A 23,191-nucleotide genomic window follows, 5' to 3' on the forward strand; every position below is an offset into this window, starting at 1 on the left:
ATTCGACCGCAGCCGGATGCTGCGGTCGAATGGCTTCAATCATTTGAGCTTCAGATACGCATCGACCAGCCCCCTGGTGGAGCTGTCATGCCCATCTGCCTTCTGCGCGCCCTCGACCTTGGGCAACAGCGCCTTGGCCAACTGCTTGCCCAGTTCGACGCCCCACTGGTCGTAGGAGTTCACCCCCCAGATGGTGCCCTGCACGAACACCTTGTGCTCGTAGAGCGCGATCAGGCTGCCCAGCCGCTCGGGCGTCAGCTTGGGATACATCAGCGTGTTAGACGGCCGGTTGCCGGGGAACATCTTGTGCGGCGTCAGCGCCTTGATCTTCCCCTTGTCGATGCCCTGCGCGGTCAGCTCCGCCACCACCTCGTCCTTGGTCTTGCCCAGCATCAGCGCCTCGGACTGCGCCAGCACGTTCGCCACCAGCTTGTCGTGATGCGGCGGCAGCTGCTCATGCGGCTGCGCGGCGATCAGGAAGTCCACCGGGATCACGTCCGTGCCCTGGTGGATCAACTGGTAGAACGCGTGCTGCCCGTTGGTGCCGGGCTCGCCCCAGATGATCGGCCCGGTCGGGTAGTCGACAGGCTTTCCCGCCAATGTCACGGACTTGCCGTTCGACTCCATGTCCTGCTGCTGCAAGTAAGCGGCGAAGCGCGACAGTCGCTGGTCGTAGGGCAGCACCGCATGTGTCGAGAACCCCCAGGCGTTGCGATACCACACGCCGAGCAGGCCCATGATGACCGGCAGGTTCTTCTCGAGCTTGGTCTTGAGGAAGTGCTGGTCCATCTCGTAGGCGCCTCTGAGGAACGCCTCGAAATTCTCGTACCCGACAGCAATCGCCACGGGCAGCCCGATCGCCGACCACACCGAGTAGCGCCCGCCGACCCAGTCCCAGAACCCGAAGATCCGATCCGACTTGATCCCGAAGTCCGCGCATGCCTTGAGGTTGGTCGAGAGCGCCGCGAAGTGATCCGGCACCGCCGCCTCGCCCAGCGTACCGGCGATCCATGCCCGCGCCGTTGCGGCGTTGGTCATCGTCTCGTCGGTGGTGAAGGTTTTCGACGCCACGATGAACATCGTGCGCTTGGGGTCGAGCCGCTTCAGCGTGTCATGCATATGCGCGCCGTCGACGTTCGACACGTAATGCGCCCGCAGGTCCGCCCGGGTGTAGGGCTCCAGCGCCAGCGTCACCATCGCCGGGCCAAGGTCCGAACCGCCGATGCCGATATTGACGATGTCGGTGAACGCCTCGCCGGTCGAGCCCTTGATCGAGCCGTCCCGCACCGCATCCGAGAACACCTTCATCGCGGCCAACACGCCGCGCACGTCCGGCATCACGTCCTTGCCGTCGACCTTGACCGGCTTGTCGCCCATGTAGCGCAGCGCCATGTGCTCCACCGCCCGGTCTTCGGTGGTGTTGATGTGCTCGCCCTTCCACATCGCGTCACGCCGCTCCTCGACGCCGGCAGCGCGCGCCAGGTCGAACAGCGCGGCCATCGCCTTCTCGTCGATGCGGTTCTTCGAGTAATCGAGCAGCAGGTCGCCGGCCTTCACCGAGAAGGTCTTGAACCGGCTGGGGTCCGCCGCGAACAGCTCGCGCATGTTCGTGTCCGCAAGCCGCTTCCGCGACTTCATCAGCGGGTTGAGGAGGGACTTGCGGGGGGTGGCCATGACGCTGTTCTCCGGGAGATATCAGAGCGGCGGCAAGTCGCCGGCTGCCCATGTTGCTCGGGTTTGTGCCGCATAATCGGCGAAGCTTCCAGCCTCAATCGCCGTACGGGCACCTATGCAAAGCTGCTGGTAGTAGCTGAGGTTGATCTGGCTCAGGATCATTGCGCCCAGCATTTCCTCGGTGCGGATCAGGTGGTGCAGGTAGGCGCGGCTGAAACGGCGGCAATTCGGGTTCGGCGACGTCTCGTCGAGGGGACGCGGATCGTCCTTATGCCGGGCGTTCTTCAGGTTGATGACACCGAAGCGCGAGTAGGCATGCCCGTGCCGCCCGGCCCGCGTCGGGTGCACGCAGTCGAACATGTCGACGCCCCGCTCGATACCGCCGAGGATGTCGTCCGGCTTGCCCACGCCCATCAGGTAGCGCGGCTTGTCCGCTGGCAGCTCCGGCGTGATCTCCGACAGCACCCGGAACATCACTTCTTGCGGCTCGCCCACCGCGAGGCCTCCGATCGAGTAGCCGTTGAAGCCGATCGACTTCAGCCCCGCCGCCGACTTCCCCCGCAACTCCGCGTCGTCGCCGCCCTGCACGATGCCGAACAGCGCCCGGTGCGGCTGATGACCGAACGCGTCCTTGCTCCGCTGCGCCCAGCGCAGCGACAGCTCCATCGCCCGCAGCATCTCTTTGTGCTCCGACGGCAGCGGGATGCACTCGTCGAGCTGCATGATGATGTCGCTGTCGAGCAGCGTCTGGATCTCGATCGAGCGCTCTGGCGTCAGCTCATAGGCCGTGCCGTCGATATGCGAGCGGAAGGTCACGCCCTTCTCGGTGAGCTTCCTCAGCTTGGCCAACGACATCACCTGGAAGCCGCCGCTGTCCGTGAGGATCGGCCGCTGCCAGTCCATGAAATCGTGCAAGCCGCCCAGCGCCGCGACGCGTTCGGCGCCGGGGCGGAGCATCAGGTGATAGGTATTGCCGAGCAGGATATCCGCGCCAGTTTCGCGCACCTGCTCGGGGTACATGGCCTTGACCGTGCCGACGGTGCCCACGGGCATGAAGGCAGGCGTTTGGACGTCGCCGCGAGAGGTGTCGATCCGCCCACGGCGGGCCATGCCGTCAGTGGCTTGCAGGGTGAAGGAGAAGTCGGTCATGCGCGCCTATTAGCGGGCCGGCGCGCGCCTGTCACCCTGCCCGGCGATCAGATGCTGCCGATGATCTTGCGATAGTCGGCTTCGGCAAAGGCCTTGAGGGTCGTCGCCCGGATATTGCCGGCCATGCCCGTGCGCAGTACGAACGTGGCAGCGGCCTCGTCATTGGGGGCATCGAGGACGGTCACGAGGTCATAGGCGCCGAAGGTCATGTAAATGGTTTCAAGCGTACCGCCGACGGCCTTGGCGGCCTCCTTGGCGGCATCGTAGCGCTTGGTCGACTCCTTGACGGTCTTGGCACCCTGGTCGGTCCAGTTGAGTAGCAGAATGTATTTGGACATCTTTCGCTCCTCCCTGTTGTCGAGGGCTAAATCCCCTCGCCAAACGAGAATATCCCTCACGCGGACGGGCCGCAAACTGGATGATGTCTTTCGCTACTCGCCGAATTCCTTGGCACTGCGCGGCGCACCGGGTCGCTGCTCTCGTCGAGATCAGGCGCGGAACAGCAGGCTCGCATCTCCATACGAATAGAACCGATATCCGTTCCCGATGGCATGCGCATAAGCGACATGCATCGTCTCGAACCCGGCAAAGGCGCTGACCAGCATGAACAGCGTCGAGCGCGGCAGGTGGAAGTTGGTCATCAGGATGTCCACCGCGTTGAAGCGGTAGCCCGGCGTGATGAAGATGTCGGTGTCGCCGACGAACGGCTGCAGCGTGCCCGTCGCCCGTGCCGCCGTCTCCAGCAACCGCAGGCTGGTCGTCCCCACCGCCACCACGCGCCCGCCCTTGGCCTTGGCGGCAAGGATGCGCTCCACCACCGCCGCGGGGATATCGCCCCACTCGGCGTGCATCACGTGGTCCTTGGTGTCGTCGACCTTCACCGGCAGGAACGTCCCTGCCCCGACATGCAGCGTCACCCGCTCGACGCTCACCCCGAGATCAGCCAGCCGCTGCAGCAGACCCTCGGTGAAATGCAGCCCCGCCGTCGGCGCAGCCACGGCGCCGTCACGCGCGGCGTAGACCGTCTGATAGTCCGTCTTGTCGCGTTCCTCGGTATGGCGCTTGGCTTCGATGTACGGCGGCAACGGCATGGCGCCATGCGCCTTGATCGCCTCGTCCAGTTCCGCACCGCTGAGGTCAAACTCGAGCGTGATCTCGCCCGTCTCGCCCTTGCCCGTGACGGTGGCGCCAATCGAGCCATTGTCGCCCAGCTCCAATCGGTCGAGCAGGTGCAGCTTCTTGGCCGGCCGTGCAAAGGCCCGCCAGGTATTGGCATCCACCCGCTTGTGCAGGTTGAAGCTGACATTGGCGCGAAGCTCGCCCCGGACACGAGTGCCGATCAGTTCGGCCGGCAGCACGCGGGTATCGTTGACCACCAGCACGTCGCCGGCGCGGAGCACCCGCAACAGATCGGTTACCCGACCATCCTCCAGCGGCTCGCCGGACCGCACGATCAGCATGCGCGCGGAATCCCGCGGTTCGGCAGGATGGAGCGCTATGCTCTCGGCGGGGAGTTCGAAATCGAAATCGTCGACGCGCATCAGGGGCCGGTGCAACTCACCGCCCAGGCACCCTGCCCGGGAATACGGAGCGTGCCCGCATAGATCGAGGCATCGGCCTCGGTCGCCTTGAACAGGCGCAGCTCGGCGATCTTGGTGGTGACACCCGGATCGACCGCGTCGACCAGCATCATCGTGTCGGTCTCGAACGCCTGCCCGACGCTCACCGGATCGCCGGGGCCATAGGCGGGGTCGGTCGCCCAAACCTTCTCGCCGACCGTGATGGTCATGCCGGCGACAGAGAGCACGTCGGTGGTGCCGACCAGAATATCGAAACTGGCGCCGCCGTCCGGCGACACGCAGTTGATCCACTCCGTCGCCAGCGACGGGGTGGCGAGGCCGCAAAGGCTCAGGGCTATTGCGGCCAGCCGGATCATTCGGCGATGTCTGCCGCGACCTTCACGGAAACCATCGAGTCCGGATCGCGCACCGGCTCGCCGCGCTTGATCTGGTCGACGTTTTCCATGCCTTCGATGACCTTGCCCCAGACCGTGTACTGGCGGTCGAGGAAGCGGGCGTCGTTGAACACGATGAAGAACTGCGAGTTGGCGCTGTCCGGGTTCTGCGAACGGGCCATCGATGCGACACCGCGCACGTGCGGCTCGGCGTTGAATTCCTGCTTCAGGTTCGGGTACTTCGACGAGCCCGTGCCGGTGCCGGTCGGATCGCCGGTCTGCGCCATGAAGCCATCGATCACGCGATGGAACACGATGCCATCGTAGAAGCCTTCGCGCGCCAGCTTCTTGATATGCGCAACGTGGTTCGGCGCCAGGTCCGGGCGCATGGCGATGACCACCTTGCCCTTGGTGGTCTCGATGACGAGGGTGTTCTCGGGATCAGCGTAAGCCATCAGATGGGCCTTCCTTACTTGTATTCGATTTTTGCGGAGATGATCTTGTCCGGGTCCTGGACCGGCTGGTCGCCGGCGCCCTTCTTGATCAGGTCGACGAACTCCATGCCCGAAACGACCTTGCCCCAGATGGTGTACTGGCCATCGAGGTGCGGCGCGTCGGCGAACATGATGAAAAACTGCGAGTTGGCGCTATCCGGGTCGCTGGAGCGCGCCGCCGCGACGATGCCGCGAGTGAAGTGCTCCGCGGTGGTGAATTCGGCCTTCAGGTCCGGCAGGTCGGAGCCGCCCATGCCGGTGCCGGTCGGGTCACCGCCCTGCGCCATGAAGCCGTCGATGACCCGGTGGAACACGATGCCGTTGTAGAAGCCCTTCTCTGTCAGCTCGATGACACGCGCCACGTGGTTGGGCGCCAGTTCGGGCAGCAGCTCGACATCGACCACACCGTCCTTGAGCTCGAGAATCCAGTGCGGCTTGCCGGACTGGGCGTGCGCAGGGGCGGCGATCGAGACGGTGAAGAAGGCGGCGACCGCGGCGAGAAGAATGCCGAGGATGATGCCGGCGCGCTTGATAGGATCGGACATTATTTGTTCAGTGCCTTCAAAACGATGGGCGGGACGAAGGCGCTGATGTCGCCTCCGAGCTCGGCGATCTGACGCACGAGCGTGGCCGAGATGTGGCGGACATGCGGGCTCGATGGCAGGAAGACCGTCTGCAGGTCCGGCGCCATCTGGGCATTCATGCCCACCATCTGCATCTCGAAATTATAGTCAGTGGTATCGCGCAACCCGCGGATGATCAGCTTGGCGCCTGCCGCGCGGGCGGCATTGACCATCAGTCCGGTGAAATCGACGTACTGGAATTCGGTCTCGGTGCGCTTGCCGATCGGCTCGAGCACCGCCTTGAGCAACGCAACGCGATCCTCATGGCTGAACAGCGGCTTCTTGGAATGGTGGGTCCCCACCGCGATCACCAGCGTATCGACCAGCTTGCAGGCACGCTCGATGACATCGAGGTGGCCGTTGGTCAGAGGATCGAAGGAGCCGGGATAAAAGCCGACTAGTCTGGCCATGGCGGAGCGCCCTCCCCGTTGTTGTTGGCCCGGGTTCTGTCACGGCTCGGCAATTCTGGCAAGCCGGGGCGCCCATCAGCGGCGCGGCTGCGATATACTGCCCCACTGCTCGACAGGAACCGGCGATGACCGAAATCACCTTCCATCCGCTGTCCGGCATCCCCGCCGCCGAGCTCGTCGGACTGCTCAACGATCCTGATGTGCGACGGCACATGCCGCTCGCCGGTGACCACTGGGACGAGCCCCGCGCCATCGACTGGGCGAAAGGCAAGGATGCGCAGTGGCAGGAGAACGGCTACGGGCCGTGGGCCATCCGCATCGACGGGGCCTTCGCCGGCTGGGGCGGCTTCCAGCGGGAAGGCGACGAGGCCGACCTCGGGCTGGTACTGCTACCTGGCCACTGGGGCCACGGAGCGACGATCTTCCGCGAAATGCTCCGGCGCGGCGCCGAGATGCCACTGGGCGCCGTCACCATCCTCCTGCCGCCGAGCCGGGCGCGCACGAAGGGGCTAGCGCGGCTGGGTTTCCAGCCAGCCGGCGAAATCGAGTATGCGGGGCAGCGTTTCCTGAAGTTCCGCCTGGCCGGCTAGTCGGCCTGCGCCCTCTCAGGCGGCAGCGCTGCGGCACGAATCAACTCCAGCGACTGGCCGATGCGGGTGAGCGCCCGCGACATCGCCTCGTCGGCCTCCGACGCGTTGAGGGCGAGGCCTTCTAGGTAAGTGGCAAGCGGCAGTTCCATGGTCCGCTCGAGCATCCGGACGATGGCTTGCCGTGCGTTGTCGAGCGGCTGATGCACGCCGGCCGCGAAGTAGATCGCCAGATCGGCCGCCAGCGCCTCCATGGCTCTCGCGTAGGCCGTCTCGGTAGCCAGCAGCACGCACGATTCAGCGACGATCATTCCGCTCGCCCTCCGATCTGTCGCGTCAGTATCCAGAAGCTGTGCCGTCGTGCACTACCAAACGGAGGTTGTTCGTTCACATTTTCCAAGATTCACCGGGTCTACGCCTGGTGCTGCAGCACCAGCCAGATGGCGGCGCCGATCAACACGATGCCGGCGATGCGGTTGACCAGCAGCATGCGGTCATCGCCAAGCGCGCCGCGTGCCCTGGCGGCGAGGTAGATGTAGGCACAGTCGGTGACCAGACCCGCGCCCATCTCGATCAGCCCGAGCACAATCACCTGCGGCCAGGCCGGGTGCGCCGGGTTGACGAACTGCGGCAGGAACGCCCCGAAGAAGATCAGCGCCTTGGGATTGCTCCACAACACGAAGAAGCCGGACGCCGCCTGCTGCAACGGCGAGCGCGCCGCGATCGGCGTGTCGGTGGCGATGCCATGCCGGCTGGTGATGTAGCCCCAGCCGATCCAGATCAGGTACGCCGCGCCCGCATACTTGATGATGTCGAATGCCGCCCCGACGAAGCCGGTGACTGCCTGCAGCGCCAGCGCCACCACCAGCACCATGGTGAAGCGCCCGACCTGCACCCCCGCTTCCATCCACAGCCCCGCCGCCATGCCACGGGCCAGTGAGGTGCTCACCAGCGCCGAAACCGTGACGCCGGGGACAATGACGACGACGAACGCCGCGACGATGAAGGAAAGGAGGATCGGTAGATCTGGCATGACGGCGGTGCCCTAGCACCGCCGCGCCGATTCAGACAGCCCCGGCCGGGATCAGCTGCGCTTCTGGAACGCCAGCCACACGCCGCCGAGCATCAGGATCACGCCGGAGACGCGGTTCATCATTCGCACGCGCGCTGTGGTCAGTAGCTGCCGGGCGCTACCGGCAATCACCGCGTAGACGCAGTCCGAGGCAGTGGCGACCACCATCACGATCAGCCCCAGCACCATGATCTGCTCGAAGGCCGGGCGGCTCATGTCGATGAACTGCGGCAGGAACGCCCCGAGGAACAGCAGCGTCTTGGGGTTCGACCAGTTGATCAGCGCACCCTGCCAGACGTAGCGGCCAAGCGGCAGCTTCTCCCCGGGCGTGCCCATCTCGAGCTTGCCCGACGAAGTGAACATCCTGAACCCGATCCAGACGAGGTAGGCTGCGCCGGCCAACTTGATGATGGTGAACGCCTCCGACACCAGCGTCATCACGGCGTCCAGCCCGACCGCCACGATGAAAACCATAGTCAGCATGGCGATCTCGGTGCCCAGGATAGTGAGGAGCCCCGCCTTGGTCCCCCTCGCCAGCGAATTGGCCACCACGACCGTCACCGACGGGCCGGGCACGATCGCGAACAGCAGGCAAGCGGCGACATAGGGAAGAAGGATGGCGGGATCGATCATCTGAAACTCCGGATCACGAGACAGGCTGCCTGCAGCGAGCCAGCCACAACATTTGTCGCGCCGCAAGTCGGATCGGCCGCTCCGGCGATGCGACTTACATCGTCCGTCATTAATGCGGAGATATCAAGCAATATCCGTTGTTTTGACGGCGTATGACGTCGATGAGCTCGGCCGCCAGCGCCTTGTCGAGATAGGTTTCGAAGGCCGCATCGAAATCGAGGTCCGGCACCGCCTTCCAATGCGCGGAGCTTCCCTCGATGGCGGAACGCAAACGGGCGGCCAAGGCCGCCCGTTGCTTGACAGTGGGAACCGCGCCGTCAGGCGGCGGCGTCATCGCCGGGCTCGCCGCCCTCGGTGTCGTCCTCGCTTTCGGGCTCGCTGATGCGTTCGACCGACACCACCTTCTCGCCGTCAGCGGTGTTGAACACCGTGACGCCCTGCGAGGAGCGGCCTACGATGCGGATGCGGTTGTCCGGGCCCGCATCGACCGGCACGCGGATCACCTGGCCGCCATTGGTCACCAGCATGATCTGGTCGCCGTCTTCCACCGGGAAGGAGCCGACCAGCGGGCCGTTGCGCTTGTTCACCGCCATGGCGACGATGCCTTTGCCGCCGCGTCCGGTGATCCGGTACTCGTGGCTCGAGGTGCGCTTGCCGTAGCCGTTTTCCGAGATCGTCAGGATGAACTGCTCGGCGGCAGACATCGCCGCATAGCGCTCCTGGCTCAGTTCGCCCGCCGGCACCGCATCCTCGGCGTCGTCTGACGTCTCTTCGGCTTCGCTTTCGCCGCGAACGGCTCGGCTCATCTTCAGGTAGGCAGCCCGCTCCGCCGACTCCGCGTCGAAGTGGTGGACGATCGCCATCGAGATGATGCGGTCGCCCTCTGCCAGGCTGATGCCGCGCACGCCGGTCGAATCGCGGCCCTTGAACACGCGGACCTCGTCGACCTGGAAGCGGATCGCCTGCCCCAGCGCGGTGGTCAGCAGCACGTCGTCATTGGCCGTGCAGGTGGCGACATCGACGATGCCGTCCCCTTCATCGAGCTTCATGGCGATCTTGCCGTTCTTGTTGATCTCAACGAAGTCGGCCAGCGAGTTGCGCCGCACCGTGCCGCGGATCGTCGAGAACATCACATCGAGCTGCTGCCAGCTGCTCTCGTCCTCGGGCAACGGCATGATCGAAGTGATGCGCTCGTTCTCGTCGAGCGGCAGCATGTTGATCAGGGCTCGGCCGCGCGCCTGCGGCTCGCCGATCGGCAGGCGCCACACCTTCATCTTGTAGACCTGGCCGGCCGACGAGAAGAACAGCACCGGCGTATGCGTATTGGCGATGAACAGCCGCGAGACGAAATCCTCGTCGCGCGTCGCCATGCCGGAGCGGCCCTTGCCGCCGCGACGCTGCGCCCGGTAGGCCGTCAGCGGCACGCGCTTGATGTAGCCGCCGTGCGTGACGGTGACCACCATGTCCTCGCGGGCGATCAGGTCCTCGTCCTCGAAGTCGCCGGCGGCGTCGTCGATGACGGTGATGCGCGGGGTATTGAACTGCTCCTTGATCTCGGTCAGCTCGGTGCGGACAATTTCCATCACCCGCTCGCGCGAACGCAGGATGCTCAGGTACTCGGCGATGTCCTTGCCGTGCCCGTTGAGTTCCTCGCCGATCTCGTCGCGGCCGAGCGCGGTGAGGCGGGAGAGGGTCAGCGCCAGGATGGCGCGGGCCTGCTCGTCCGAGAGCCGGAAGGTGCCGTCATCGCTGATCTTGTGGCGCGGGTCGTCGATCAGCGCGATCAGCGGGGCGACGTCCATCGCCGGCCAGTCACGCTCCATCAGCCGCTCACGCGCGACAGTGGCATCGGGCGAGGTGCGGATCAGGGCGATGACTTCGTCGATATTGGCGACCGCCACGGCAAGGCCGACAAGGATGTGGGCGCGGTCGCGCGCCTTGTTCAGCAGGAACCGGGTGCGGCGGGTGACCACCACTTCGCGGAATTCGATGAACGCCTGCAGCATCTGCTTGAGGTTCATCAGTTCCGGCTTGCCGCCGTTCAGCGCCACGAAGTTGCAGCCGAACGAGCCCTGTAGCGGGGTGAACCGATAGAGCTGGTTCAGCACCACGTCGGGCACGGCATCGCGCTTCAGCTCGATGACCACGCGCATGCCATTGCGGTCGGATTCGTCGCGGATGTCGGAGATGCCCTCGATGCGCTTGTCGCGCACCAGTTCGGCCATCTTCTCGATCATCGTCGCCTTGTTCACCTGATACGGGATCTCGGTGATGATGAGCGCCTCGCGCTCCTTGCGCATTTCCTCGGTGTGGACCTTGCCGCGGATGAGGATCGAGCCCCTGCCCGTCTCATAGGCCTGGCGGATGCCGGAACGGCCGAGAATGATGGCGCCGGTCGGGAAATCCGGGCCCGGCAGCACCGTCATCAGCTCCTCGGTGATCGCACCGGGGTTGTCCATAAGCATCAGGACAGCGTCGATCACCTCACCCAGGTTGTGGGTCGGGATGTTGGTCGCCATGCCGACCGCGATGCCGCTGCCGCCGTTGACGAGAAGGTTCGGGAAGCGCGCCGGCAACACCGTCGGCTCGCGCTCGGAGCTGTCGTAGTTGTCCTTGAAGTCAACCGTGTCCTTGTCGATGTCCTCGAGCAGGGAGTTGGTCACCTTCTCCATGCGCACTTCGGTGTAGCGCATGGCGGCCGGCATATCGCCGTCGACTGAGCCGAAATTGCCCTGGCCGTCGATCAGCGTGACCCGGAGCGAGAACTCCTGCGCCATGCGCACCAACGAGAAGTACACCGCGTCGTTGGAGTGTGGGTGGTACTTACCGATCACGTCGCCGACCACGCGGGCCGATTTGCGATAGGGCCTGTTCCAGTCATAGCCCTGCTCGTTCATCGAATGCAGGATGCGCCGGTGCACGGGCTTCAAGCCGTCGCGCACGTCGGGAAGCGCCCGGCTCACGATCACGCTCATCGCGTAACTGAGGTAGGACTCCCGCATCTCGTCGCTGATCGAAATCGGAGCGATGTCGGAGGGCGGCGGCGGTGCGCCGTTCTGGTCGTCGGTCTTGTCTGCCACGGGGCCGTTTTCGAACTATGAAACCTGGGCGAAGCTGTAGGCGATTCCCGTGACGAAGACCAACCGGCGCTGGCCGGCCGGCCTGGATGTCCACGATATTGGAAAAGAGCCGACGCTTCGAAGAAATCACAATGACGTGGGTTTGCGGCAACTTTGGGCCGAAATCGCCGGATCACGCCGCAATCGGGCTTGCACGCGCGGCTCAAACGGCTGGACGCGCCGCCACCAAGCCCTTAGTAATCCGCGCCTGACGCGGGGCGCACCGTCTAAGGGAAGATTCTATTGTCGAAGAATACTCTGCTGGGCCGGCTCTGGAACTGGGCCTTCGGGCATGACCGTTCCATCGGCTTCGGACTCGAAGCGCTTGGCCATCTTACGCTCAAGCAGCCCCGGATCGTCGCCGTCTTCGTGCTGCTGGTGACCATCTTCTGTGCGGTGAATGTGCCGCGCGCCAGCGTCGATGGCGACATGCTCCGCGTGTTCGCTCATTCGGGCGTCGAGTACGACAACTACGAGCATCTTGCGACGACTTTCGGCACGTTCGAGAACGATATCTACCTGCTCGTCAGTTCGCCCAATCTCACCAATCCTGAGACCCTCGAGAACATCCGTGCGCTGGCGCTCGACATCTCCACCAGCGAATACGTCACCGGCACCATGTCGGCGTTCACCCTGCGCAAGCCCGCCGCGGACGGCACGACGCTGCCGGCTGTGCCGGAAGGGATGACGGACCCCGCGCAGGTCAAGGCAGCTCTCACCGAGCTCTACGAAACCGACCCGATGATGCGCAACCTCATCAACCCGGACCTGTCCGGGGTGGTGATCATCGTGTTCCCGAACCCCGAGATGACCAAGGGTGGCGGCACCAAGGACATGATCGCGAGCCTTCGCGACGTGGTGAAGGACTACGAGAGCACCGACGTGCAGGTCGAGTTGACCGGCCCGCCGATCTGGACCTCGGAAATGCTGAGCGCCGCGGTCGGTGACCAGATCAAGTTCACCGTCTACGGCTTCGCGCTGGGCTCGCTGATCGCGCTGATCGCGCTGCGCTCGTTCTGGGGCGCCGTGCTGGTCGCTGCCACGCCGTTCATCGCCATCATGTGGGTGATGGGCATCATCATCTTCCTGTTCGGCTCGTTCTCCTTCCTCACCATCATCGTCACGACCATCGTATTGGTGATCGCCTTCGCGGAGAGCTTATTCTTCATCTTCAACTGGCTCGCCTATTGGCGAGAAGGCATGGATCCCTACAAGGCCGTCGACGAAACGGTGCGCGTCGTGGGCCCGGCCAGCGCGCTCACCATGCTGACGACTCTCGTGTCGTTCGCCTCGCTGTCGCTGACCGCGGGCCAGGGCATCCAGGAGTTCTCGCTGGCCGGCACGATCGCTTCGCTGACCAACTTCATCTGCCTGATGACCTTCCTGCCGCTGCTCCTGAAGCTTGCCATCCGGCTGAAGTTCAAGGCACCGAAGCCGAGCTTCGCCATCACCGCGCCGATCCCGCTGGCCTGGTTCCTCGCCACCAAGTTCGGCCGCCCGATCGCGGCGCTCGCCATCGTCGGAACCGGCCTGCTGCTGATCCCCTACTTCCTGATCCAGCCGCACTTCTCGTTCGAAGACTTCATGGCCAAGGGCTCTACGGCGCTGACCGCCGCCGAGCAGATCGACCAGGGCGTCGGCGGCGTGGCGCCGCTCTATGTCAGCGTGCCGCTCAAGGAAGGCGTCTCGGACGTCGGCGACGAAGACTTCAAGACCATCAAGCTCGTCCACGACATCGTCGAAAAGCACCTGGGCGCGAACAAGGTGATCTCGGCCGCGGCGTTCACGCACTATGCCGACTCCGGCTTCACCCGCGAGCAGATCTTCAACGCCGTGGGCGACCTGAAGCGTCGGTTCGTCAGTGACGACGGGATGCACGCGCTGGTCACCGGCTTCATGCCGACGATCATCGACTCCGAAGAGCTGGTGAAGCTCAAGGAGGGCATCCAGGCCGACGTCAAGGCGGCGGGCATCGAGGGGGCCGAAGTCGGCGGCTTCCGGGTGATGACCACTTACGCCACCGACAACATCGTGCGTGGCCTGCAGCTCGACCTCACCATCTCGGTGATCGTCAACCTGTTCCTGATCGGCTGGGCCTTCCGTTCGCTCCGCGTGGCGGTGGCGACCGCCATCCCCAACCTGTTCCCGATTCTGGGCACCGAGGCCTACCTCTGGTGGTCGGGCGCCGGCCTGCAGCTCACCACCGTGCTGTCGCTCACCATCGCCTTCGGTATCGCGGTCGACGACACCACGCATTTCCTCTCGCACTATTTGCATGCGCGACGAGAAGAAGGCCGCTCGCACATGGATGCCATCCATCACACGATGGAGCGTATTGGTGGCGCCATCATCGCCGCTACACTGATCCTCTGCTCCGGTACGGCAATCGTCATGTTCTCCGAACTGCCGCAGGTCGCATTGTTCGGTACTCTTTTTGTGATAACTCTCGGCTTTGCAGTCATTGGAGATGTGTTCATCCTGCCTGCACTGCTGGTCGCCGGGGGGCGATTCTTTCATCCGCTTGGAGGCGTTAGGAAATGAAGTTGTTCGGACCCCTGCTGCGAATCATCGCGCTCGCCGGTCTGCTGGTCGCAACCCCGATGGCTGTGGCGCCGGCTCTGGCCGCGCCGGCCGACGTGTCGCTGCTGAAGTCCTTTGTCGGCAGCTGGAAGGGTCGCGGCACCCTGATCGGCGCCGAGAGCGAGTCGGTGGTCTGCCGCCTGTCGCTCAGCGAGGGCAATTCCGACAAGGTGAACTACTCGGGCCGCTGCTCGCTGGCTGGAACCGCGCTGTCGGTCAACGGCACGCTGGCCTTCAACGACCAGGCCCGCCGCTATGAGGCCGCGATGACCTCCAACGTCACCTTCTCCGGCCTCGCGGTCGGCAAGAAGCAGGGCGATGGCGTCCTCTTCAACCTCAAGGAGCGGAACAAGGACGAGGAAGGCAACGACCTCACCGTCACCGCGGCGATCGCGCTGAAGGGCAGCGGCAAGAGCATCCTGGTCGAGTTCCAGGTGGTGTTCAATGCCACCGGCGATATGCTGAAAGCCTCGGTGCCGTTCACCAAGTAGGCCTCGCCAGGGCCCAATTGCTACGCGTTTTGACGGACGGCCATTGGCCGTCCGTTTGCGTTTTGGTGAACGGATGAGGGACGATGCTAAGTTCCCGCTTCTGCCGATGTTAACGAGAGCATGCGACACAGTCCGGGACAGAATCCGTTCCGGAAGCCTCGCCTCATGGTCCGTCCGGCCCCGAAATCGCTGACTCTGCGCGCGGCGCTCTACGTGCTCGCCATTTGCGCGGCGATCGTCGCGCTCGAGGGCTGGCGCGAGTGGGTGGCCTATAATGCAGCGCTGCAGAAGGCCGAGCTCGAGACGCGCAATCTCGCCCGCTCGATGCGCCAGCATGCCGAGGACACCTACGAGATCGCCGACCAGGCGGTGTCCCTGGTGACCTTCGAGATCGAGACCGCCGGCACCGACCCCGAGGGGGTGAAGGAGACCGAGGCCTTCATGCTGCGCACCATGGAGAGCGCGCAGCGGCTGCACGGCATCTATGTCTACGACGCCGACGGCAACTGGATCGTCACCACCTCGGCCAACATGCCGCCGGGCGATAACCAGAGCACCTACAGCTATTTCCGCGACCACATGAACTCGCCGAGCGACGCGCCGTCCTTCGGCGCGCCGATCCACACTGGCGACAACGCGCTGATCACCACCGTCAGTCGTCGCTTCGACAAACCGGATGGCAGCTTTGGCGGCGTGGTCGTCGCCGCCATCGATTCCCGCTATTTCGCGGACGTCTATGACGGCATCGATGTCGGCGCCATGGGCACCATCAGCCTCTATGACAATGACGGCCTGCTGCTCAGCCGCAAGCCCTACCGCCCCGAACTGATCGGCGCGGACCTCGGCGAAGGCGACCTGTTCGATGCACGCCGACCCGCCAATGCCTCCGGCGCCTATCACTACGACTCCGCCATCGACGGCCACCGCCGGATCGGCGGCTACGATCGCGGCTCGCGCTATCCGGTGGTCGCGGTGGTCGCGGTTTCGCACGCCGAAGCTCTGGCCGGCTGGTGGACCGGCGCCCTGCAGCGCAGCGCCATCACCCTCGGTATGGTGCTCGCCGCCGCGTTGCTAGGCCTCCGCCTCACTGACCAGATCCGCCGCCGGCAGAGCAGCGAGACCGTGTTGGAGCAGAAGGAAGCGGAATTCCGCCTGCTCGCCGAAAGCGCCAGCGACCTGGTGGAGCGCTTCGACAGCGATGGCACGCGCACCTACATCTCCCCTGCCCTCGAGCGGCTGACCGGCTACCGGCCGGCGGAGATGCTGGGCAAGAACGCCTTCGAGGTGGTGAACCCTCTCGACCGGCCCGCGGTGGAGGCCGCTGCCGAGCGGTTGCGCAAAGGGCTCTCCGAACAGGAGACGGTGGCCTTCCGGGTGCAGCACCGGGATGGCCGCGAGATCTGGCTGGAGACTTCGTTGCGGATCGCGGCCGAACGCTCCGAGCGCGTATCGGTGGTCGGTGTCACCCGCGATATCAGCGAACGCAAGCGCCTCGAGCTGAAGCTCGAAAGCCTCGCCATGCGCGACGGGCTCACCGGCATCGCCAACCGGCGCGCCTTCGATACTGCGCTTACCCGTGAAGTGGCCCGCGCCAGCCGCCTCGCTTCACCGCTGTCTCTGCTGATGATCGATGCCGACCGGTTCAAGCGGTTCAACGACGACCACGGCCACCTCGCGGGCGACGCCTGCCTGAAGGCGATTGCCGCGGTGGTTGCCATGGCCGCCCGACGTCCCAGCGATCTGGCGGCCCGCTATGGCGGCGAGGAGCTGGCCCTTCTTCTCCCCGACACCGACGTCGACGCTGCGCGCACGATCGCCACCGAGCTCTGCCGGCAGGTGCAATCGCTGGCTATCCCGCACGAGCGCAACCTGCCCTGGCGCGTCGCCACCATCAGCATCGGCGTCGCCACGATCGACCCGCGCGATGAGGACGCGGTCCACGACGGCTCCTGGCTGATCAGTACCGCCGACCTCGCCCTCTATGACGCCAAATCCCAGGGGCGCAACCAGAGCGTCGCCGCGCCGAGACGGGTGAGATCACGGCTGGCCGGCTAAGCGTCGTCGATCTGGCACCATCGCTTGTTATGCTGTCGACTGGTTGGAGGCAGCCGATGAACGATCGTCCTGGGGCATCATTCGAGGAATGCGAGGTCGTCGACCTCTACCCCTATCGCCCGCCCTACCCTGAAGCGGTGTTCGAGAAGCTGCACCAGCTGGCGCCTCGGCATGACGCGATGCTGGATATCGGCTGCGGTCCGGGCAAGGTGTCCCGCCCACTGACCCGGTGCTTCGCCGATGTGGTTGCCGTCGACCCCTCGCGGCACATGATCGCACTCGGACATACCCTCCCCGGCGGCCGGGCGCCGAACCTTCACTGGGTGCGAGGCCTCGCCGAAGAAGCGCCGCTCGACGGCCGGCGCTTCGACCTCACCGTTGCCGCCGCCAGCATCCACTGGATGGATCACGACCGGCTGTTCCCCAGGCTCCTGCTGCACGCGGCTCGTGGCCACGTCTTTGCAGCGATCTCTGGCGATGACGCCTTCGAACCCCCCTGGGATGCCGAATGGAAGCGTTTCCTCGGCAAATGGGTGCCAGAAGTGACCGGCCGGCCGTTCGAACCGCGGTGGCTGGATGCGATTGCAGGCAATTTTGGCGGTCACGTCGATGTCGCCGGCCGGCAGCACTTCGCCGCGCCGTTCAGCCAGAGCGTCGAGGATTTCATCAAGTGCCAGCACTCGCGCGACACCTGGGCCTACTCGAAGCTCGGCGATCGGACAGCGGCGTTCGACGCCGAACTCGCTGAGCTTCTCGCTCCCTACGCCGCAGCGGGCCAGCTGACCTACACGGTCAGGACCCTGGTGATCTGGGGCAGCATCGTGCCGAGATAGTCCCGGAACTTCCCACAAAACAAAACGGGCCGCCTGGGCGACCCGTTTCAACCTCACGTCCGATGCTACGCCTGTAGTCCGGCGCCGCCTCAGAACGGGATGTCGTCGTCCATGCCGCCGGACTCAAACGCCGGAGCCGAGCTCGGGCGGCGCTCCTGGCGGGCCGGCGGGCCACCGAACGACGAGGACTCGCGCGGGCTGGAGAAGCCGCCGGCGCTGTCGCCGCCGCCTTCGCCGCGGCCGTCGAGCATCGTCAGGGTCGAGTTGAAGCCCTGCAGCACGATTTCAGTCGAGTACTTGTCCTGGCCGGATTGGTCCTGCCACTTGCGGGTCTGCAACTGGCCCTCGATGTACACCTTGGCGCCCTTCTTCAGGTACTGCTCGGCGACCCGCACCAGGCCTTCCGAGAAGATCACCACGCGGTGCCACTCGGTACGCTCCTTGCGCTCGCCGGAATTCTTGTCGCGCCACTGTTCGGAGGTCGCGACGCTCAGGTTCACCACCTTGCCGCCCGACGGCAGGTTCCGCACTTCCGGGTCGTTGCCGAGGTTACCGACGAGGATGACCTTGTTCACGCTGCCAGCCATGGCACTTTCCTTTCAACTTTCCCGGATACGCGCCCGGGAGAAACTCCGGCGCGTATCCTACCGCTATCGTCCGGACGGCGCGCGCGACATTCGCCGCTCGCCCACAGTTTCGTCCGTTCTCTTTATGTTCTATCCGCCGGCCGGTTTGTCAAGCGTGCGGCGAACAGATTCCGTCAGCAGCGGTCTTGACCGACTCTGCTTTGTTCCGCTTATGTTCACATCACGTTTGAGCGGGATGTCGAACGGTCGTGGTGACAGGAACCGTTGCGGCGTGGTTAAGTTGCAAGTCGGGCGCCGGATACCCAGATGTGCGGCCTAGCCCCTCTTTTTTGAAACCCTGACACGATTTGGCACAAAGCGGCACTATGTTCGCTCGCCCTCGTCAAGTGGAAGTCTTTGATGGCCGATAGACCTAATCCGAACCGCGATCTCGTCATCAGGGGCGCCAAGGAGCACAACCTCAAGAACATCGACTTGAGGCTGCCCCGCGATAGCCTCATCGTGATGACCGGGCTCTCGGGCTCAGGTAAGTCGTCGCTCGCCTTCGACACCATCTACGCCGAGGGCCAGCGCCGCTACGTGGAGTCGCTTTCCGCCTACGCGCGCCAGTTCCTCGAAATGATGCAGAAGCCGGACGTCGAGCAGATCGACGGCCTGTCTCCAGCCATCTCGATCGAGCAGAAGACGACCAGCAGAAATCCACGGTCTACCGTTGGAACTGTCACGGAGATCTACGACTATCTGCGCCTGCTCTTTGCGCGCGTTGGCATCCCCTATTCGCCGGTCACCGGCCTCCCTATCCAGAGCCAGACCGTCAGCCAGATGGTCGATATCGTCATGGCGCAGCCGCCGGAAACGCGGCTTTACCTGCTGGCGCCGATCGCCCGTGGCCGCAAGGGCGAGTATAAGCGCGAGCTCAACGATCTGATGCGCAAGGGTTTTCAGCGCGTGAAGATCGATGGCGAGTTCCACGACATCGAGGACGCGCCCAACCTCGACAAGAAGATCAAGCATGACGTGGAAGTCGTTGTAGACAGACTCGTTGTCGGCCCCGACATCGCTACCCGCCTCGCTGAGAGCTTCGAGACCGCCCTGAAGCTCGCCGACGGTATCGCCTTCGCCGAGTTCGCCGACGAACTTGGCGAGAACGGCGCCCCGAAGCGGCTGATCTTCTCGGAAAAGTTCGCCGATCCGATCTCGGGCTTCACCATTCCCGAGATCGAGCCGCGGCTGTTCTCGTTCAACAATCCGTTCGGCGCCTGCCCGGTCTGCGACGGTCTGGGCACCGAGCAGAAGATCGACCCGAACATGATCGTCCCCGATGTCAGCCTTTCGCTGCGCGACGGGGCCATCCTGCCATGGTCTAAGACATCAGCGCCCTATTACCTGCAGACGCTGCAGGCCGTGGCCAAGCACTATGGCGCCTCGACCGGCACCGCGTGGGAAGAGCTGCCCTTCGAAGTGCAGCACGCGATCCTCTTCGGCACCGGCTCGACGCCGATCAACTTCGTCTATGACGACGGCCTCCGCACCTACAAGAGCACGAAGCCCTTCGAGGGCGTGATCGGCAACCTGGAGCGGCGCTACAAGGAGACCGAGAGCGCTGGCATGCGCGAGGAGATTGAGCGCTACATGTCGCAGGCGCCTTGCCTCGCCTGCAACGGCTACCGCATGAAGCCCGAAGCGCTGGCCGTGAAGATCGACGGCCTCCACATCGGACAGGTCAGCGAGAAGTCGATCAAGGCGGCCGCCGAGTGGTTCACTGAACTGCCGAGCCGCCTCACCGAGCAGCAGAACCAGATCGGCGAGCGCATCTTCAAGGAGATCCGCGAGCGCCTGGGCTTTCTCAACGCCGTCGGCCTCGACTACCTGACGCTGGCCCGCAACTCAGGCTCGCTGTCGGGCGGCGAAAGCCAGCGCATCCGCCTCGCCAGCCAGATTGGGTCCGGCCTCACCGGCGTGCTCTACGTCCTCGACGAGCCTTCCATCGGGCTGCACCAGCGCGACAATGCCCGGCTGCTGGAGACACTGCAGCGGCTCCGCGACATCGGCAACACGGTGATCGTCGTCGAGCATGACGAGGACGCCATCCTCACCGCCGACTACGTGGTCGATATCGGCCCCGGTGCCGGCGTCCATGGTGGGCACATCGTCGCCGAAGGCACGCCGCAGCAGGTGATCAGCAACCCCAAGAGCATCACCGGGCAGTACCTCTCGGGCGCGATGATGATCCCGATGCCGGTCGAGCGCCGGAAGCAATCGAAGACCAAGAAGCTCCACATCGACGGCGCCACCGGCAACAATTTGAAGAACGTCTCGGTCGACGTGCCCCTGGGCAACTTCGTCGCCATCACCGGCGTCTCCGGCGGCGGCAAGTCGACGCTGATGATCGACACCATGTACCAGGCCATCGCCCGCCGGCTGAACGGGGCGCGCGTCAACCCGGCGCCGCACAACCATCTCACCGGGCTCGAGCACCTCGACAAGGTCATCGACATCGACCAGTCGCCGATCGGCCGTACCCCGCGCTCCAATCCCGCGACCTATACCGGAGCCTTCACGCCGATGCGCGAGTGGTTCGCCGGCCTGCCCGAGAGCAAGGCGCGCGGTTATGGCCCGGGCCGGTTCTCCTTCAACGTCAAGGGCGGCCGCTGCGAGAAGTGCGAGGGCGACGGCGTCATCAAGATCGAGATGCACTTCCTGCCCGACGTCTACGTCACCTGCGAAGTCTGCAAGGGCCACCGCTACAACCGCGAGACGCTCGAAGTGCAGTTCAAGGGCAAGTCGATCGCCGACGTGCTCGACATGACCATCGATGAAGCGGTGGACTTCTTCGCCGCCGTGCCGTCGATCCGCGAGAAGTTCGCGACGCTGCAGCGCGTTGGGCTGGGCTACGTCAAGGTGGGCCAGCCGGCAACGACCCTCTCAGGCGGCGAGGCGCAGCGCGTCAAGCTCTCGAAGGAACTGTCGCGACGCGCCACCGGGCGCACGCTCTACATGCTGGACGAGCCGACCACCGGCCTCCACTTCCACGATATCGCCAAGTTGCTCGAGGTGCTGCACGAGCTCGTCGACACCGGCAACACCGTGGTGGTGATCGAGCACAATCTCGAGGTCATCAAGACCGCCGACTGGGTCATCGACATGGGGCCCGAGGGCGGCGACGGCGGCGGCCAGGTGGTCGGCGTCGGCACCCCCGAGGATATCGCCGCGAACAAGCACTCGCACACCGGCCGCTTCCTCAAGGAAGTCATGGAGCGCCGTCCACAGCGCACCGCGGCCGAATAGGGCACTGTTCGCGCCGGGCCGGGCTATTTGCCCGGCACATCGGCGCTGAGCAGCGAACGCACCAGCGCAGCCTGGTTGCGCACGCCGGTTTTGTCGAAGATGCGTTGCAGTTGGGTGCGCACTGTATTGACGCTGACGGCGAGGAGTTCACTGGCGCTCGCCAGGTCGTGGCCGTCAACGATCAGGCGCGCCAGCTTCACTTGCGTCGGCGAGAGACCATACACCTCCTGCGCTCCCGTGATGCGGCGCGCCAGGGTCTCGGCGTCATCGAACGACACCAGCGCCTTGCCGTCCTCCAGCAAAACCCAGCAATGCTGCGGCACTCCGGCTTCGTCGTCGCCGAGAGCCACCGCCCAGGCCTGCTTTGGTGCAACGCTCAACGGCCTTTGGCTTTGCAGCTCGGTGAACGCAACACGCACCGCCTCACGAAGACCGGCATCACGTTCGCGCCGGCGGGCCCGGAGCCGACCCGAGGAGGCGACGAGACCGGGATGACCGCGGAGCCGCTCCTGTGCCTCCCGGTTCGTCCACAGGATGCGCGCCTCCCCGTCGACCTCGATGAGCGGACAGCTTGCTTCCTCGACAGCGCCTTCCATCATCACCATGCAGGCGATCTTCCACGTGCCGCCGACGCGGTGCAAAATCCGCAACTGACGTTTGCGGTCCTCCCCTGTGTCGCTGCCAATCTGATCGAAGGTCATCCACGCCACATCCCCGCCGACGACGATGTTGACCTTTTCCCAGCGCACGCGCCCGTCGAACGGCTGTTTTTCCGGGAACCTCTCGACGATCTTCCTGAGCCTGGCGGAAATTGCATCCCAGCCCTCGTCCACCCGGACGCCGAGCGTGGCGAAGTACTCCATTCTTCGCGTCTGCGGCGATTGCACCCAGTGGCTGGCCAGCGCCTCGAAGTCGCGTTGCAGCCAGGCCTCGGTCTCGCCACGGATCACAGCGACGACTGCCGCCTTGTCGGCCTGGTTAGCGTCCATCACACAATCTCCTGCGACGTCGGAGTGAAACGTATCATCACTCGTATCGTGTCGCACGGCACGCGCTCAGGTGAAGGCCACCAGACCCGCGATCAGCATCACGCAAACCGTCAAGGCAACGGACCTGAGCATCGTCGGGCTCAGCTTCGGCAAGGTGAACTGGCTCGCGTAGTAGCGGTCCTCGGCACGGGCGCTCATCGGCTCCTTGCGAGACCGGTCTTGCAGGTTTGCCGCGAAGAGACTGTAGATGTCCAGGATTGCCTCCATACTGACGCGCTCAACTCAAGGCAGCGTGACACGGACGGACACCGCCGGCTGTCATCCGCACGGACGACGCTCTGGATCGGCTGCATCACGCAGCCGTCGCGCAACATGACAGTAGAATGAATTTGCCATGCGCGTGACGCATGTCGGCACTGAAAACTCGCTGCATGTGCCTTCGCGCAAATCGGCTCATGCTACTTTCGTGGTGATCCGAAAAGGAGAACGCCATGTTTGTTCGAGCCGTCTGGCGCATGAAGCGGCTGGTCGACATCAAGCAGACGCTGCGGGAGATGGATGTCCCCACGATCCGTGACGCCCTAGGGCTTTCGGGCGCCGACTTCCAGAAGATGACCCGCGGGCTGTTCGACCGCTGAGCCTCATTCGTCGCT

At 64.7% G+C, this 23,191-nt stretch carries 23 protein-coding genes; 7 read left to right on the top strand and 16 right to left on the bottom strand.

Features of this window, described 5'->3' with window-relative positions:
- Positions 1-39: 39 nt before the first annotated feature.
- The 8 genes from pgi to coaD all read right to left on the bottom strand — a co-directional run bounded on the left by pgi (position 40) and on the right by coaD (position 6,304).
- Entirely contained in the window at positions 40-1,674 is a 1,635-nt protein-coding gene (pgi, locus tag AC1DYL_RS04770; protein WP_477172236.1) for a glucose-6-phosphate isomerase, read from the bottom strand.
- A gap of 21 nt (positions 1,675-1,695) precedes the next feature.
- Entirely contained in the window at positions 1,696-2,823 is a 1,128-nt protein-coding gene (gene tgt / locus AC1DYL_RS04775) for a tRNA guanosine(34) transglycosylase Tgt (protein ID WP_477172237.1), read from the bottom strand.
- A gap of 47 nt (positions 2,824-2,870) precedes the next feature.
- Positions 2,871-3,161 carry a GYD domain-containing protein gene (locus tag AC1DYL_RS04780; protein ID WP_477152003.1) on the bottom strand — a complete coding sequence of 97 codons (291 nt, stop codon included), beginning with the start codon at positions 3,159-3,161 and terminating at the stop codon, positions 2,871-2,873.
- A 150-nt stretch (positions 3,162-3,311) separates the two neighbouring features.
- Positions 3,312-4,364 (bottom strand): tRNA preQ1(34) S-adenosylmethionine ribosyltransferase-isomerase QueA, encoded by a 1,053-nt coding sequence (gene queA, locus AC1DYL_RS04785; protein ID WP_477172422.1) that lies wholly within the window; start codon positions 4,362-4,364, stop codon positions 3,312-3,314.
- The gene (locus AC1DYL_RS04790) at positions 4,364-4,759 is read right to left on the bottom strand and encodes a hypothetical protein (RefSeq protein WP_477172238.1); all 396 of its coding nucleotides are present in this window, start codon (positions 4,757-4,759) and stop codon (positions 4,364-4,366) included. The genes queA and AC1DYL_RS04790 overlap by 1 nt, the downstream gene beginning before the upstream one ends.
- Entirely contained in the window at positions 4,756-5,232 is a 477-nt protein-coding gene (locus tag AC1DYL_RS04795) for a peptidylprolyl isomerase (RefSeq protein WP_477172239.1), read from the bottom strand. Before AC1DYL_RS04795 ends, AC1DYL_RS04790 begins: the two co-directional genes overlap by 4 nt.
- Before the next feature lie 14 nt (positions 5,233-5,246).
- Positions 5,247-5,816, bottom strand: a complete 570-nt coding sequence (locus tag AC1DYL_RS04800) for a peptidylprolyl isomerase (RefSeq protein ID WP_477172240.1) — start codon at positions 5,814-5,816, stop codon at positions 5,247-5,249.
- Positions 5,816-6,304 (bottom strand): pantetheine-phosphate adenylyltransferase, encoded by a 489-nt coding sequence (coaD, locus tag AC1DYL_RS04805; protein WP_477152006.1) that lies wholly within the window; start codon positions 6,302-6,304, stop codon positions 5,816-5,818. Before coaD ends, AC1DYL_RS04800 begins: the two co-directional genes overlap by 1 nt.
- A 125-nt stretch (positions 6,305-6,429) precedes the next feature.
- Between coaD and AC1DYL_RS04810 the strand changes: the two genes are divergently transcribed.
- Positions 6,430-6,894, top strand: a complete 465-nt coding sequence (locus AC1DYL_RS04810) for a GNAT family N-acetyltransferase (protein WP_477172241.1) — start codon at positions 6,430-6,432, stop codon at positions 6,892-6,894.
- Here AC1DYL_RS04810 and AC1DYL_RS04815 read toward each other — a convergent pair.
- The 5 genes from AC1DYL_RS04815 to gyrA form a co-directional block, all read right to left on the bottom strand.
- Positions 6,891-7,202 (bottom strand): hypothetical protein, encoded by a 312-nt coding sequence (locus AC1DYL_RS04815; RefSeq protein ID WP_477172242.1) that lies wholly within the window; start codon positions 7,200-7,202, stop codon positions 6,891-6,893. The genes AC1DYL_RS04810 and AC1DYL_RS04815 overlap by 4 nt on opposite strands.
- A 101-nt stretch (positions 7,203-7,303) precedes the next feature.
- Complete coding sequence (locus AC1DYL_RS04820; RefSeq protein WP_477172243.1) at positions 7,304-7,924, bottom strand: LysE family translocator; 621 nt, start codon at positions 7,922-7,924, stop codon at positions 7,304-7,306.
- A 51-nt stretch (positions 7,925-7,975) separates the two neighbouring features.
- Entirely contained in the window at positions 7,976-8,596 is a 621-nt protein-coding gene (locus tag AC1DYL_RS04825; RefSeq protein WP_477172244.1) for a LysE family translocator, read from the bottom strand.
- A gap of 109 nt (positions 8,597-8,705) precedes the next feature.
- Entirely contained in the window at positions 8,706-8,930 is a 225-nt protein-coding gene (locus AC1DYL_RS04830) for a hypothetical protein (protein WP_477172245.1), read from the bottom strand.
- On the bottom strand, positions 8,914-11,676 hold the full coding sequence (gene gyrA / locus AC1DYL_RS04835) for a DNA gyrase subunit A (RefSeq protein ID WP_477158216.1): 2,763 nt from the start codon (positions 11,674-11,676) through the stop codon (positions 8,914-8,916). The genes AC1DYL_RS04830 and gyrA overlap by 17 nt, the downstream gene beginning before the upstream one ends.
- 282 nt (positions 11,677-11,958) lie before the next feature.
- Here gyrA and AC1DYL_RS04840 point away from each other — a divergent pair, with 282 nt between their 5' ends.
- The 4 genes from AC1DYL_RS04840 (at position 11,959) to AC1DYL_RS04855 (ending at position 17,674) form a co-directional block, all read left to right on the top strand.
- Positions 11,959-14,256 (top strand): efflux RND transporter permease subunit, encoded by a 2,298-nt coding sequence (locus AC1DYL_RS04840; RefSeq protein WP_477152013.1) that lies wholly within the window; start codon positions 11,959-11,961, stop codon positions 14,254-14,256.
- Positions 14,253-14,786, top strand: a complete 534-nt coding sequence (locus AC1DYL_RS04845; protein ID WP_477158217.1) for a hypothetical protein — start codon at positions 14,253-14,255, stop codon at positions 14,784-14,786. The genes AC1DYL_RS04840 and AC1DYL_RS04845 overlap by 4 nt, the downstream gene beginning before the upstream one ends.
- A 165-nt stretch (positions 14,787-14,951) precedes the next feature.
- Positions 14,952-16,841, top strand: coding sequence for a sensor domain-containing diguanylate cyclase (locus AC1DYL_RS04850; RefSeq protein WP_477172246.1), 1,890 nt, complete (start codon positions 14,952-14,954; stop codon positions 16,839-16,841).
- A gap of 56 nt (positions 16,842-16,897) precedes the next feature.
- Positions 16,898-17,674 carry a class I SAM-dependent methyltransferase gene (locus AC1DYL_RS04855; protein WP_477172247.1) on the top strand — a complete coding sequence of 259 codons (777 nt, stop codon included), beginning with the start codon at positions 16,898-16,900 and terminating at the stop codon, positions 17,672-17,674.
- An 89-nt stretch (positions 17,675-17,763) separates the two neighbouring features.
- Here AC1DYL_RS04855 and AC1DYL_RS04860 read toward each other — a convergent pair whose 3' ends face one another.
- Positions 17,764-18,261, bottom strand: coding sequence for a single-stranded DNA-binding protein (locus AC1DYL_RS04860; RefSeq protein ID WP_477152017.1), 498 nt, complete (start codon positions 18,259-18,261; stop codon positions 17,764-17,766).
- 399 nt (positions 18,262-18,660) lie between these two features.
- Here AC1DYL_RS04860 and uvrA point away from each other — a divergent pair, with 399 nt between their 5' ends.
- Positions 18,661-21,549 carry an excinuclease ABC subunit UvrA gene (gene uvrA / locus AC1DYL_RS04865; protein WP_477172248.1) on the top strand — a complete coding sequence of 963 codons (2,889 nt, stop codon included), beginning with the start codon at positions 18,661-18,663 and terminating at the stop codon, positions 21,547-21,549.
- Positions 21,550-21,572: 23 nt separating this feature from the next.
- Here uvrA and AC1DYL_RS04870 read toward each other — a convergent pair whose 3' ends face one another.
- Together AC1DYL_RS04870 and AC1DYL_RS04875 are read right to left on the bottom strand one after the other, a co-directional pair.
- On the bottom strand, positions 21,573-22,538 hold the full coding sequence (locus tag AC1DYL_RS04870) for a LuxR family transcriptional regulator (RefSeq protein ID WP_477172249.1): 966 nt from the start codon (positions 22,536-22,538) through the stop codon (positions 21,573-21,575).
- Positions 22,539-22,604: 66 nt separating this feature from the next.
- On the bottom strand, positions 22,605-22,805 hold the full coding sequence (locus AC1DYL_RS04875) for a hypothetical protein (RefSeq protein ID WP_477172250.1): 201 nt from the start codon (positions 22,803-22,805) through the stop codon (positions 22,605-22,607).
- Positions 22,806-23,029: 224 nt separating this feature from the next.
- Between AC1DYL_RS04875 and AC1DYL_RS04880 the strand changes: the two genes are divergently transcribed.
- Complete coding sequence (locus tag AC1DYL_RS04880; RefSeq protein ID WP_477152019.1) at positions 23,030-23,176, top strand: hypothetical protein; 147 nt, start codon at positions 23,030-23,032, stop codon at positions 23,174-23,176.
- Positions 23,177-23,191 lie beyond the last annotated feature (15 nt).

The organism is Devosia sp. P1_H9 (genome assembly GCF_056405135.1).